Consider the following 12,882-nt stretch of genomic DNA (forward strand, 5'->3'; position numbering starts at 1 on the left):
GATGACGAGCCCGGTAATCGCGCGCCGCCCAGCAGCGCCGCGACGGGACTGTCCACGCGGCCGGCCACCGCGGTGCCGGCGAACCCGCCGATGGGGAAGGCGAGGAAACCCCGCGGTCCAGATCAACTCAACCGCCAGGCGGGCCAGCTCGACGAGGTCCTGACCACCCTGCGCCGGGAGGACAACGCCCCGGTCAACTGGCCGGCCCTCACCGCGGAACAGGCCCGCGCCCAGTGGCCGATCCTCGGCTTCGTCGCCGCTCGTGTCCGGCGTGCCGGTGGCGTACTCGGCGAAGTCGGCGAGGGGCGAGGCCTCGGCATCCGGCCAGATCGGGGTCTCGGTATCGGTCACCTGTCGAGCCAAGCCGAGTGGACGCTGCGCTCGACAGGGCCGCAGGTCCCGGATGGGCGGGTCAGTCGGGCACGAGCACGGCGGCCCCGGTGATCCGGTCCGCCGCGAGGTCGGCGAGCGTCTTGTCCGCGGTCGAGAGTGGGCGGGGATCCACCTTCGGGCGCACGCCGAGCGCCGCGGCGAGGCGCAGGAACTCCTCGCCGTCCGCGCGGGTGTTCGCGGTGACGCTGCGCAGCTGCTTCTCCCGGAAGAGCTCGGCGTGGTAGTTCAGGGCCGGGATGTCGGTCAGATGGATGCCGGCGACGGCGAGCGTGCCTCCGGCGTCGAGTGCTCGCATCGCAACGGGGACGAGCTCGCCGACGGGAGCGAAGGTGACCGCGGCGTCGAGCGGTTCGGGGGGCGTTCCGTCGGCCGGACCGGCGGACGCCGCGCCGAGCTCGAGGGCGAGCTCGCGTGCCGCGGCGGAGCGCGTGAGGACGTGCACGGTCGCGCCCTGGGCGATCGCCACTTGCGCAACGACGTGCGCCGACGCCCCGAAGCCGTAGATCCCCAGCCGTCCCGCGGGCGGCAGCTCGGCCCGCTTCAGGGCCCGGTAGCCGACGATCCCCGCGCAGAGCAGCGGTGCGGCGGTCAGGTCGTCGAGCGCCGGGGGCAGGGCGTACGCGTAGGACTCGGGAACCACCGCATACTCGGCGTACCCGCCGTCGGCGTCCCATCCGGTGAACGTCGCATCCGAACACAGGTTCTCCCGGCCGGTGCGGCAGAAGCGGCAGTGCCCGCACGTGCCGCGTAGCCAGGCGACGCCGATCCGCTCGCCGACCGCGAAGCGGGCCGTAGCCGCGCCGACGGCGTCGACCGAGCCGACGATCTCGTGTCCGGGGACCGCGGAGCGCCGGCGGGGTAGGAGATCTCCTTCGGCGAGGTGCAGGTCCGTGCGGCACACACCGCACGCGCGCACCCTCAACCGGACCTCGCCCGGGCCGGGCTCCGGGTCCGGACGCTCGACGCTCCTCAGCGGCGACGTCTCGATCGGCCCGGGCCGCTCCACCACCCACGCACGCATCGTTCACCCATCCCTGCGGGGGACCTCATGGGACCGACCTGTCAGCTCGGTGCGGAGACGGTCGTACTCCTCGGCGTCGATCTCGCCTCGGGCGAGGCGCACGTCGAGGATCGGCAGTGCGTCCTCGGTCCGGCCATGGTCTCCTCCGTTCCAGGTCGAACCGGTGCGCTGGACGAGCACGACGGCAACGGCGACGCCGAGGAGGACGAGCACGAGCAGCGCGAACGACCAGGCAAGGCTGCCGAACAGCATTCCGCCGTGCATCATCGTCCGTCGCCTCCCGGGACACGGCGCGGACGCGCGCCGAGAACGATCAGGACCAGTCCGATGACCAGCAGCCCCAGCCCGGTGCCCGCCGCGACACCCGAGGCGGTCCGGAGGCTCGGTGCTTCGAGCCCTGCCCGTACGTCGGCGGCGAGCGGGGCGCTCCCGTCGGCGTTCATCACGACTGCGGTCCAGTCACCGCCGGTCGGCGTCCACGTGAGGCTCTGCTCGCCCGGCCCGGTAGCGGAGGCGACCCAGATCCGCTGCGCGGCCGGTACGGTCACGGGCGCACCCCCGGTCCGCGTCTCGAGTCCCGGATTGGCCCCGGGACCGGCCCGCCAGACGCCCTGGGCGACACCGTCGAGGTAGGCCGCGGCGTCCGCGCTGTGGGCGATCCCGATGAACACGTCCCGGCCGTCATCCGCGCGCGCCGTCAGGCGGACATCGCCGAGCACCTGGGCAGGCCAGGCCGAACCTGCGGGGCTGTCGATGCGGATCGGTGTCGTCCGTAGCGCGAAGCCCGTGGTCGACGCGTGCCCGATTCCGGACTGGACGAAGCCCGCGGCGTCGCGCCCACCGGTGTCGGCCATCAGGCCGGTCACGCCGGTCACGCCGGCCCCGCCGATCGCGAGGGCGAGGGCGCTCACCGCCGCCCCGGCGGCGAGCAGCACGGATCTACCCGGGCTTGGTGGGCCGACGGGTGTCCGCGGCTGCGGCTCGGGGCGCGGTCGGCGGAGATCGTCCCGAACTGCAGGGCGGTCGAGCACGGCGGTGGCTGGCCCGGCCGGTGCCGCCGATCCGGCGGCAGCGCTGCCTGCCGCGGCGCCGACGAACGTCCCGGCCTTCGGTTCGGCCGCGGCCTCCCCCGGTCGCCCCGACGGGCCATCGGGCATCAGCGGTGCAGGTTCCGTGCCGCCCTGGTCCAGGCGGAACGGCGGGTAGGCGTCGGTCATCAGCGCCGCGTAGGCGACGACACGCAGCACCCAACGGTCCATGCCCAGCACCGCGTCGAAGACACCGCGCGGGTATCGACCGGTGAACAGGAGTGCGACGGCGCCGATCAGCACCAGCACCGACACCAGCCCACCGTCGAAGCCCACGGGCCCGGTCGTGCCGATGCGCCAGACGATCGAGCCGCCGGCCCCGACGAAGAAGGCCAGGACGAGGTAGTGCGGCAGGGCGTGCACCCACCACTTCACCAACGCCAGCCCGCGGGAGAGGTGCTCGGGGTAGTCGACGTCGAGGCGGGCCGGGTAGTCCGGGACGTCCGCGAGGGTGAACGGCGGGTAGCGGTCGGTGCCGTTCGCGGCGTAGCCGTAGTAGGCCACTCGCCAGGCCCAGCGCAGCACACCGAGGTTGAAGCCGAAGATCGCCCGTGGATACCGCCCTGTCGACAGGATCGCGACGAGGGCGACGATCGTGAGCACCCAGAACGCGAGGCCGAGGAAGGCCAGGACGACCAGGTGCGGGATCAGCAGCAGCCATTTGACCAGCCACATCCATCGCGAGAGGCCCGGGTCGAGCCGACCCTCGACGCGCACGGGGTACGGGTTGTTCGTCATACCTCCGAGCGTCGGCCGCCCGCGCCGTAGTGCACAGGGGACACCGGCCCCCAGTGGCCGGGTCGCACGGCCCGCGCCCGGACGGGACCCAGAGCGCCCAGCACGTCGCGGACCTGCTGCGCCATCACGATGTCCTCTCGGGCGTGCACCACGAGCGTCCTGGCCGGGGCATCGTGTGCCGAGATGTCTGCCTCGGCCGAGCCTGACGACGTCGCGTTCGCGGTCGCGTCGAGGGCCAGCCCGAGGTATCCGAGCCCGTTGACGGTGCGGCGCCGGAGCTCGGGCTGGTTCTCGCCGACGCCGCCGCTGAAGACGAGCGCGTCGAGCCCGCCGAGCGCGGCGGTCATCGCGGCGATCCCGGCTCGTAACCGGTGCAGCCAGACCTCGATCGCGAGCACCGCATTCGGGTCGCCTGCGCCCTCTCGATCGAGGACGGTACGCATGTCGGACGTACCGGCGAGGCCGAGCAGGCCGGACTCCCGGTCCAGGGCGGCGGCCACGGTGGCCGCCGGCAGGTGATGGCGTTCGACGAGGTAGAGCGGGACGGCCGGGTCCAGGTCGCCGCACCGGGTCCCCATCACCAGGCCGGCCGTCGGGGTGTAGCCCATCGTTGTGTCGACGGAGTGCGGCGCACCGTCGGTGTCGACGGTGACCGCGCAGAGTGATGCTCCCGACCCGAGGTGCGCGACGACGATCCGGGAGGCCTCGGGCACGAGCGCGACCGTGCGATGGGCGGCCCACTCGTGGGCGAGGCCGTGAAAACCGAACCGGCGCACCCCGAACGTGGTCCGCCACGACGTCGGGACCGCGTAGGTGGAGGCCGCTGCGGGCAGCCGGGCGTGGAAGGCGGTGTCGAAGGCCGCGACGGCCGGGGTGTCCGGCAGCAGCGCGGACGTGGCGTCCATGGCTGCCAACGCCGGCGGTTGATGCAGCGGGGCCATCGCGGACAGGTCCCCCAGGGCCCAGCGGACCTGTCGGTCCACCGCGGCCGGGCCGGTGAACCGGTGACCTCCGTGCACGACGCGGTGGCCGACGCCGTCGATCGGGCCGAGCGACGACAGCGCCCGGCGCAGCTCTCCGGGGTCGGGACGTCCGCGGTCCGCGTCGAGGTCGCGCGCGCACACGAGTCTCCACGGCGAGCCGTGTCCGTCGAGGACGCGGATCTTTACCGTGCTGGATCCCGCGTTGACGGTCAGGATCCGCATCCGGTCCACGTCCAGTCGCGGATGTCGGGGGCGTCTTCGCCGTGGGCGCGGGTGTGGGCGCGGCAGCGCAGGCGCTCGTCGAGCATGTGCTGGCGTAGGGCGGCGTGGCGGACGGCGAGGGCTGGGACGCGGTCGATCACGTCGGCGACGAGGTGGAACCGGTCGAGGTCGTTGAGCATCAGCATGTCGAACGGGGTCGTCGTCGTGCCCTCCTCCCTGTATCCGCGTATGTGCAGCTGGTCGTGGTTGGCGCGGCGGTAGGTGAGTCGGTGGACGAGCCAGGGGTAGCCGTGGAAGGCGAAGATGACCGGGGTGCGTGGCGGGAAGAGCGCGTCGTACGCGCGGTCGGACAGTCCGTGTGGGTGCTGGCCCGGGTCCTGCAGCCGCATCAGGTCGACGACGTTGACCACGCGGACCCGCAGGTCGGGTAGGTGGGTGCGCAGCAGGTCGACCGCCGCGAGGGTCTCGCGCGTCGGGACGTCACCGCAGCAGGCGAGGACCACGTCCGGTTCGGTTCCCGCGTCGTTCGACGCCCAGTCCCAGACCCCGATGCCCCGGGCGACGTGCGCCCGGGCCGCGTCGGCGGAGAGCCACTGCGGAGCCGGGGCCTTGCCCGCGACGACGACGTTGATCCGGTCCCGGCTCGCGAGGCAGTGCTCGGTCACCGCGAGCAGCGTGTTCGCGTCCGGCGGCAGGTAGACCCGCACGATGTCGGACTTCTTGTTCACGACGTGGTCGAGGAATCCGGGGTCCTGGTGGGAGAAGCCGTTGTGGTCCTGCTGCCAGACATGGCTGGTCAGCAGGTAGTTCAGCGACGCGATCGGGCGGCGCCACGGGATCTCCCTGCTCACCTTGATCCACTTGGCGTGCTGGTTGAGCATCGAGTCGATGATGTGGATGAACGCCTCGTAGCAGGTGAAGATCCCGTGCCGGCCGGTGAGGAGGTAGCCCTCCAGCCAGCCCTCGCAAAGGTGCTCCGAAAGCACCTCCACCACCCGGCCGTGGGCGGCGAGATGATCGTCACCGGGGCGGCGCTCGCCCGAGAAGACCCGGTCGGTCACCGCGAACACGTCCTGCAGGCGGTTCGACGCCACCTCGTCCGGCCCGAACAAACGGAACGTGGACGGGTTGGCAGTGATCAGGTCACGGACCCAGCCGCCGAGGACCCGGGTCGCGCTGGCCACGACGGTTCCCGGCGTGGGAACGTCGATCAGGTACTCGGCGAGGTCGGGCAGCCGCAGGGGGCGGAGCAGCTCGCCGCCGTTGGCGTGTGGGGTCGCGCTCATCCGCTTCTCCTGCGGGGGCAGGGCGGCGTCCAGCCGTGGCCGTGGAAGGCCCGTGTCGTCGAAGAGCTCCTCGGGCCGGTAGGAGCGCATCCACTCCTCGAGCAGGGCGAGGTGCGCCGGGTTTTCCCGGACCGCGGCCAGAGGAACCTGATGAGCGCGCCACGTCCCCTCGACGGGCAGGCCGTCGACCTCGGCGGGACCGGTCCAGCCCTTCGGGCTGCGCAGCACGATCATCGGCCAGCGCGGCCGCTCGGTGAGCTCGCCGCGCGCGGCCCGGGCGCGGATGGAGGCGATGCGGGCCAGTACCTGGTCGAGCGCGGCGGCCATCATCGCGTGCGCGGCCACCGTGTCGGTGCCGTCGCCGACGTCGACCACGAACGGCTCGTGGCCGTACCCGCTGAGCAGATCGTGCAGCTCCTCGTCGGGGATCCGGGCCAGCACCGTGGGGTTGGCGATCTTCCAGCCGTTGAGGTGCAGGATCGGGAGCACGGTGCCGTCGGCGACCGGGTCGAGGAACTTGTTCGCGTGCCAGGACGCCGCGAGCGCACCGGTCTCCGCCTCGCCGTCCCCGATCACACAGGCAACCAGCAGATCGGGGTTGTCCATCGCGGCGCCGTAGGCGTGGGCCAGGGAGTAGCCGAGCTCGCCGCCCTCGTGGAGGGATCCCGGGGTCTCCGGCGCGGCGTGGCTCGGGATCCCCCCGGGGAAGGAGAACTGCCGGAACAGGCGCTTCATCCCTGAGACGTCGCGGGTGACGTCGGGGAACCGGTCGGTGTAGGTGCCCTCGAGCCAGGCCGTCGCGACCACGGCGGGTCCGCCGTGGCCCGGACCGGTCACGAACAGCGTCTGGCCCTGTCGTCCAGCGATCACCCGGTTCAGGTGCGCCCAGCAGAACGTGAGGCCGGGCGTGGTGCCCCAGTGCCCGAGCAGGCGCGGCTTCACGTGCTCTGGGCGCAGCGGCTCGGCGAGCAGCGGGTTGTCCTGCAAATAGATCTGCCCGACGGCGAGGTAGTTGGCCGCGCGCCACCACTGGTCGACGGCGGCGAGCGCCGGATCGGCCTCGGGGCGGACGGCCGGCGGTCGGTAGCCGGAGGTGACGGTCACGACGGATCAGCTCCACGGGATCGGGCGACGGGGACGGTTCCAGTCTTCGGGCGACCGTGATCCGAGGGAGCGGGCCGAAAGTCCCTGGTCGGCCCGCGGAGTGCCTCCCGCTCCGGGGTCGGCCGGCGGCACGACGCCGGGCCTGCGGCCCTCGTCCCGGAGGCCCTGCCCGGCGAGGCTGGACGCAGTCCTCGGAAGGGAGCCGGCATGTCCACCACAGAAGGTCCGCGCGCCGACGTGCTTGTCGTGCATGCGTCGAAGGCAGGAGGAACGGCCGGTATCGCCGCGCTGATCGCCAACGAGCTGCGCGCGCAGGGGCTGAGTGTGCACGTAGCCCCCGCGACCGACGTCGATCACCTCGCGGGCTACCGCTCGGTCGTGCTGGGAAGTGCCCTCTACATGCGCCGGTGGCGCCCCGAGGCCGTGCGTTTCCTGCGCCGGCACGCGGTGATGCTGCGCGGCCGCCCGGTCTGGCTGTTCCAGTCGGGACCGTGCGGACCGGACGCCGCCGAGCAGGCCGAGGCGGGCGTTCCGGAGCCGGCGAACGTCCGCCGTCTACGTGAGGGCGTGGACGCCGAGGCCCCGATCACGTTCGGCGGGGTCCTGGACCCGGCGTCCGCTCGCGGGTTCGTCGCGAAGCGGATGGCCCGCGGTGGGCTGGCCGGGGACTTCCGCGACCCGGAGCGGATCCGTCGGTGGGCGCGCTCCATCGCCGAGGAGATCCGCCCCGCCGAGCCCTCCGGCCGATCGGAGGTACTGCCGGTCGGTTGAGCTCCGGCGGATGCTGTGGACGAAGGTCGACCAGGTGCGCTCCGTGCCCTGCACGGGCTCCGGAATCACCGGCGCCATGGTTCGGGTCAGGCGGCGCTCACGACCCCGGTGACGTCGCCCCGAGCAGGCGCAGGACCGCGAGCCCGGTGAGGGCGGCGACGGTCGCCGCCATCAGCAACCCGGCCCCCGCGCCGATCGCGGCGACGAGCGCGACAGGCTGGCCCGCGTGCCACAGCGGAGTGGCGACGGCGGTGAACATCAGCAGCCCCGCGGCCCAGGCGCCGGCCGTCGTCAGGATCCAGCTCGCCGACCGCGGCAGCACCTCGCGCAACACGAGCCACTGGGCCGTGCCGATCGTGGCCAGCAGGGCCACGCCGCCCACGATCGCCCCGAGGACGAGGGCCCAGACCGGGATGTCGAGGAGGCCCTCGCCGACCCACGACGGCACGAGCCCGATGGCGCAGGCGAGGGCGGCGGCCGCTGCTGTCGCCGTCACGAAGCGGGCCCGGCGCAGCGCCGGCAGGGCCCGGCCCAGAACGTGAACCTGGGCCCAGCCGAGCACGGCGCCCTCGACCGCACCGGCCGCGATCAACGCTCCGGCCGTGGCCACCGCGGGCCACGACGTGAAGAGCGCACCCACACCCGCTGGAGTGGCGAATCCGATGAACTCGCCGACTGTGACCCACGCGAACCAGGTCCTCCATCTCGGCACGCGCCGCGCCGGGGGCACGGGCGCGGTCCCGTCGTGCAGCGTGAACACGACGAGCTCGTCCCCGTCGGGCACGGTGTGCGCGGGAAACGCATTCCGGTAGCGTCGGGCCGCGGCCGCCCGGGCAGGGCCGGTGGCGACATGTCCGGTGGCCGGCCGCCAGCGCCCGTCGAGCAGCACCCGAGGCCTCTCGCGCGTGCCGGAAGGCGCGCCACTACCGCTTGCGATCCGCCTGCCCGGCCAGGACGACCACCGCCGAGCCCTCGCGGGCGTAGACGACCGGCAACGTGATCTCGCTGCCGTCGCTCGCGGTGTAGCGCAGGCCGCACATCCGGGTCCCGGTGGAGCCATGGACAGGCGATCCCAGCCACGCCAGGATCAGCCGGTTGACGGCGGCCGGAGCGGCCGCACGGCGTTCGCGGTTCTTCGTCGCCATCTCAGGTCTCTCCCCCGATACGTCCGGGTGTGCCGCCGACCCGCCCGGACCACCGCGGCTCGACCTCGGACCATTCCCGGGCCCACTCCGCCCGGCGCAGGACGTCGAGGTACCGACCGGTCGCCAGCCGCATCGCGGCGAGGAGAACGACAACCCCCGTGAGCAGGAGCGCGACGGCCAGGACCGCCGAGGCGATCGCCTCGGTACGGGTGAACGGCTCCGTGACGACCGCGTCGTCGCGGTCCACCCAGATCCGCATCGTCGCGCCTGCCTGGTGCCGACCGGGGACGAGTGCGGTGGCAGTGTGCTCAACGCGGTCCGGCCCGATCCACCGGACGGGCACCCGGGTGGTCGTACGCAGTCCTGAACGCGCCGATCCGGCAGGAACGGTCTCCTCGAGGAGGACCGCGTCGACCGGCGTGCGGGTCGCGGACTCTCGGGCGGAGCGGGACACCCCGTCCGCGTGCACGGCCATCCCCGCCGCGACGGAGAACAGGATCCCGGCCAGAGTCAGCACCGCGGCCGCCCACCACAGCACCTGCTCGGCGCGGTCCGACCGGCGAGGGCGGAACGCGTCGCCGCGCCGGTGCGATTGGTCAACCGACATCGTGGCCTCGCCGTGCCTCCGCGCGCTCTGCGACGGGCCCGCGATCGGCCCGGGTGAACGCGCTCGCGGGCCACGGGATCGAGGCCAGGCGCAGCGCAGCCACCGCCAGCAGGGGGTTCGCAAGCGTCGCGGCTCCGAGCGGCGTGATGCCCAGCGCGAACAGGGCAGCACCCAGCAGCCCGAGGCGCGTGGCGCGGCCGTGCGCGAGGACGAGGCCTGCGACGGTGAGCTCGCCGAGCACCATGACGGTTCCGAAGATCCGTGGCGAGGGTTCGGTGAGCGTCATCGCGATCGCGCGGTACCAGCCCCACGGGGCAGCGGCGGCGAGGTCGACGAACAGGTGGGGCGCGAACAGGGTCACAGCCCCGTTCACCCCGACGGCCATCACCGCGAAGAACAGCCCCATCGCGCGGCGTCCCGCGGCGGGGCGGAGGAACGCGAGCGCCACCAACGCGAGATGGACCGCGGCGGCCACGAGCACCTGGATCATCTCGACCTCCTTCGCCCATCTCAGACTCGACTCGCAGTCGCGCAGGCGGCAGGGTCGTGGGGCCTCATCGCCCGGGTCGAACGGTCCCGGGCCCGGTGTCGTCGGCGCGCTCGCCCCTCCAGTCGCGCACGAATCTCGAGAGCCAGGGCGTGAATCGCGCGGGTCAGTTCGGTGTTCGCCCGCAGCTCGAGCTCCTCCTCGACGAAGTCGTGATCCGCCTTGGCCCGTTGGAACTCGGCCTGCCGGTTCTGCCGGATCATGACGAAGGCCGACAGAAGATGGCCTCCAGCGACACACCAGCGTCAGGGCCGGCCACGGTGCCGGCTCACCGAGGAGCATCCAGGCGCCGAACGCGACCGCGTGCACGTAGACGAAGGGCATCGAGCCGGCGAACGCGGTGATCCGGTCCGCGATCCGCAGCTGGGCGTCCGCCGCACAACGCGCGCGATGCTCCAGCACCACCGGATGATGGCGAACGATCGGCTCGGATCGGGACATGTCGGCCTCCCGGGGGTCGAGTCCCCGCAACCGTCACATCCCGGGCGGGCCGCCGTGAGCGGCGAACAGCCGGACGGTCAGGGTCCTTCGCCCCTCGTCGGCGCAGGACCGGACCTGCCGGCTCCCCCACGGGGGTCCTTCGACCCTGCCTCCGAGGCCGCGGCCGCGGGACCCTGATGCGATGAACAGCGACGACCGCCCCACGACACTCTCGACCCGCCCTGCGGACCGCGACCGTCTTCGGCACGCCGTGGAGCTGGCCCTGCAGGCTCCTTCGGTGCACAACACCCAGCCGTGGTGCTGGCGGATCGGGGCGGATCGGGTCGAGCTGTTCGCCGATCGGAACCGTCAGCTGACGGGCACCGACCCGGACGGGCGGGACATGCTGATCAGCTGTGGCGCTGCCCTGCACCACCTGCAGGTGGCGCTGGCCGGGCTCGGCGTGGCTACGGAGACCGATCGGCTCCCCGACCCGGAGAGCCGAGACCATCTCGCCACCGTGCGAACGCGCTCCGGCGCGCCGAACCGGGCGGACGCCGCGCTCTTCGGCCAGCTCGGCCGCCGGCACACGGACCGCCGGCCCTACGCCCAGGAACCCGTGTCGACCGCCGCCCTGCGCGCGATGGTCGATCGGGCGGGCGGATTCGGGACCGTCCTGCGAGCGGTGACCGATCCCGCCGTGGCCGCCCGCCTCCACGTCGTCCTGGCCGAGGCCGCCGCCTCGCAGCGACACCGCCCGGGCTACCTGAGCGAGCTGTTGATTTGGACCCATCGGTACGCGAACGCGCACGACGGGATTCCCGCAACCTCCGTTCCGGCCGGCGATGCGTACACCGCGAGGTACCTGCGCCGCTTCCCGTCCGGTCAGCTCGCCTCCCGGCCGGCGCTCGGTCCCGACGGTGGCCTCCTGCTCGTGCTCGCCACGGCCCGCGACGACGTGCTGAGCGCGGTGCAGGCGGGTGAGGCGATGAGTGCCGTCCTGCTCACCGCGACCCGGTCCGGCCTGGCGACCGCACCGCTGAGCCAGGCACTGGAACTCAGCACGACGCGGGAGCGGATCCAGATGGAGGCCCTGTGCATACCCGAGTATCCGCAGCTGATCATTCGCGTCGGTCACCCACCAGCGGATTCCGCTCCGCTCGAAGCCACTCCGCGCCGGCCGCTGCGGTCGGTCCTGCACCGCTGACCCCGGGCCGCGTCGGCGACGGCACGGGCCCGGTGACCCGGTCAGGTACTCGTGGCTCCGGCTGTGGTCGTGCCGGGCACGACGAGGACCGGGCAGGGTGCGAACCCGACCAGGCCACGGCTCGTCGAGCCGAGCAGCATACCGTCCTCCTGCCGCGGGACGTGGTGATCACTCCGCGGGCCCACGACCACGAGGCGGGCCGTCCCGGCAAGGTCGAGCAGGGCCCGGAGCGGGGTGTCGCGCAACGCCCGGGTCTCGACCTCGACGTGCGGCGCCCGCTCCGCGACCCGGGCCGCGGCATCCCTCAGCACGGTCTCGGCGGAGGCGGCCAGAGTGCTCCAGTCCTCCCCGGCCCGGTGAGCCCCGCCACCGGGACCGGCGGTGACGTCGGACCAGGCGTGCACCACGACGAGCGGCGCCGGCAGCGCGGCGGCGATGTCCGCGGCGGCGTCGAGGGCGGCCGTTCCCGCCCTCGTGGCGTCGACACCGACGACGACGGGACCCTCGGTCGGAGGTGGCGCGTCCGGCTCCGGCCCGCGGACCACCACGAGGGGGCACCGCGTCGCCCCGGTGAGCGCCTCCGCCACGGTCCCGGCGAGGAGCCCGCCGGAGGTGCCCTCGCCGAAGCTTCCGACGACGAGCATGTGCGCGCCGTCGGTTCGCTCCGCCAGGAGCTCACCGATGCGTCGGGGCCCGGGATCAGAGTCGACCACGACCTCGGCCGTCGCCCTCGGCCCGAGCGACGCGGCCAGCTCCGACAGCCACGCTGGAGTCTCCGGGCTTGCAGCGACGTGCAGGAGCCGCAGCTCCGCGCCCGATCGGACGGCGACGTCCAACGCCCACCGTGCCGCGTCGTGCCCGGCCTGCGAGGCATCGACCGCGACCAGGACAGGCCGGAAGTCCGGTGGGGCAGCCGTCGAGGGGTCGTGCATCTCTGGTCCTCCGTCCCGGGCCCGCCGGGCCCACCGCACCAGGGTCGCCGATCAGCCCCGACCGGGCCAGGGCATCCGGTAGTCCCTCGCGGGGCGAAGGTCCTCCCACGCCGGTAGGAGGCGGGACCATCGGCCCTACCGGCCAGGGCCGAGCGATCAGCGACGCAGGGCCTCGCACCGGGCTAGCGTCGTCGCATCGACCCAAGGAGTATGCGTTGACCATCTCGGTGTTCCTACTGGACGACCACGAGATCGTCCGCCGCGGTATCGCCCAGCTGCTCGAGACCGAAAACGACGTCCAGGTCGTGGGCGAGGCGGGCACTGCGGCGCAGGCCCTGGCCCGGGTGCCGGCCCTGCGGCCGGACGTGGCGATCCTGGACATACGCCTGCCGGACGGTGACGGGGTCTCGGTGTGCCG

14 protein-coding genes are annotated in these 12,882 nt (G+C 73.4%); 3 read left to right on the forward strand and 11 right to left on the reverse strand.

Annotated features, from left to right (window positions below):
* From JWP64_RS30615 to JWP64_RS30640, 6 genes are all read right to left on the reverse strand, one after another.
* Positions 1 to 351: hypothetical protein (locus tag JWP64_RS30615; protein ID WP_297503950.1), on the reverse strand; the 351-nt coding region annotated here is incomplete at its 3' end.
* A 61-nt stretch (positions 352 to 412) separates the two neighbouring features.
* A complete protein-coding gene (locus tag JWP64_RS30620; protein WP_297503953.1) occupies positions 413 to 1,414 on the reverse strand; it encodes a zinc-dependent alcohol dehydrogenase family protein in 1,002 nt (333 codons plus the stop codon).
* Positions 1,415 to 1,417: 3 nt separating this feature from the next.
* Complete coding sequence (locus JWP64_RS30625; protein ID WP_297503956.1) at positions 1,418 to 1,681, reverse strand: SHOCT domain-containing protein; 264 nt, start codon at positions 1,679 to 1,681, stop codon at positions 1,418 to 1,420.
* Positions 1,678 to 3,240, reverse strand: coding sequence for a DUF4389 domain-containing protein (locus JWP64_RS30630; RefSeq protein WP_297503959.1), 1,563 nt, complete (start codon positions 3,238 to 3,240; stop codon positions 1,678 to 1,680). The genes JWP64_RS30625 and JWP64_RS30630 overlap by 4 nt, the downstream gene beginning before the upstream one ends.
* Complete coding sequence (locus JWP64_RS30635) at positions 3,237 to 4,445, reverse strand: acetate/propionate family kinase (protein ID WP_297503962.1); 1,209 nt, start codon at positions 4,443 to 4,445, stop codon at positions 3,237 to 3,239. Before JWP64_RS30635 ends, JWP64_RS30630 begins: the two co-directional genes overlap by 4 nt.
* Entirely contained in the window at positions 4,433 to 6,835 is a 2,403-nt protein-coding gene (locus tag JWP64_RS30640; protein WP_297503965.1) for a phosphoketolase, read from the reverse strand. The genes JWP64_RS30635 and JWP64_RS30640 overlap by 13 nt, the downstream gene beginning before the upstream one ends.
* 207 nt (positions 6,836 to 7,042) lie before the next feature.
* On the opposite strand from JWP64_RS30640, the gene JWP64_RS30645 reads away from it, so the two are divergent.
* Complete coding sequence (locus JWP64_RS30645; protein WP_297503968.1) at positions 7,043 to 7,606, forward strand: flavodoxin domain-containing protein; 564 nt, start codon at positions 7,043 to 7,045, stop codon at positions 7,604 to 7,606.
* Between the two features lie 97 nt (positions 7,607 to 7,703).
* Here the strand turns inward: JWP64_RS30645 and JWP64_RS30650 are convergent, their stop codons facing one another.
* The 4 genes from JWP64_RS30650 to JWP64_RS30665 form a co-directional block, all read right to left on the reverse strand.
* Positions 7,704 to 8,390, reverse strand: a complete 687-nt coding sequence (locus tag JWP64_RS30650; protein ID WP_297503969.1) for a hypothetical protein — start codon at positions 8,388 to 8,390, stop codon at positions 7,704 to 7,706.
* A 139-nt stretch (positions 8,391 to 8,529) separates the two neighbouring features.
* Positions 8,530 to 8,751 carry a hypothetical protein gene (locus JWP64_RS30655; RefSeq protein WP_297503970.1) on the reverse strand — a complete coding sequence of 74 codons (222 nt, stop codon included), beginning with the start codon at positions 8,749 to 8,751 and terminating at the stop codon, positions 8,530 to 8,532.
* Between the two features lies 1 nt (position 8,752).
* The gene (locus JWP64_RS30660; RefSeq protein WP_297503972.1) at positions 8,753 to 9,358 is read right to left on the reverse strand and encodes a hypothetical protein; all 606 of its coding nucleotides are present in this window, start codon (positions 9,356 to 9,358) and stop codon (positions 8,753 to 8,755) included.
* Entirely contained in the window at positions 9,348 to 9,848 is a 501-nt protein-coding gene (locus tag JWP64_RS30665; RefSeq protein WP_297503975.1) for a hypothetical protein, read from the reverse strand. The genes JWP64_RS30660 and JWP64_RS30665 overlap by 11 nt, the downstream gene beginning before the upstream one ends.
* 679 nt (positions 9,849 to 10,527) lie before the next feature.
* Between JWP64_RS30665 and JWP64_RS30670 the strand changes: the two genes are divergently transcribed.
* Positions 10,528 to 11,532 carry an NAD(P)H nitroreductase gene (locus JWP64_RS30670; RefSeq protein ID WP_297503978.1) on the forward strand — a complete coding sequence of 335 codons (1,005 nt, stop codon included), beginning with the start codon at positions 10,528 to 10,530 and terminating at the stop codon, positions 11,530 to 11,532.
* A gap of 41 nt (positions 11,533 to 11,573) precedes the next feature.
* Here the strand turns inward: JWP64_RS30670 and JWP64_RS30675 are convergent, their stop codons facing one another.
* Positions 11,574 to 12,464, reverse strand: a complete 891-nt coding sequence (locus JWP64_RS30675) for a universal stress protein (RefSeq protein ID WP_297503981.1) — start codon at positions 12,462 to 12,464, stop codon at positions 11,574 to 11,576.
* Positions 12,465 to 12,679: 215 nt separating this feature from the next.
* On the opposite strand from JWP64_RS30675, the gene JWP64_RS30680 reads away from it, so the two are divergent.
* On the forward strand, positions 12,680 to 12,882 hold a 203-nt coding region (locus JWP64_RS30680), incomplete at its 3' end, for a response regulator transcription factor (RefSeq protein WP_297503984.1).

The sequence above is a fragment of the Pseudonocardia sp. genome (assembly GCF_025465255.1).
Classification (GTDB): domain Bacteria; phylum Actinomycetota; class Actinomycetes; order Mycobacteriales; family Pseudonocardiaceae; genus Pseudonocardia.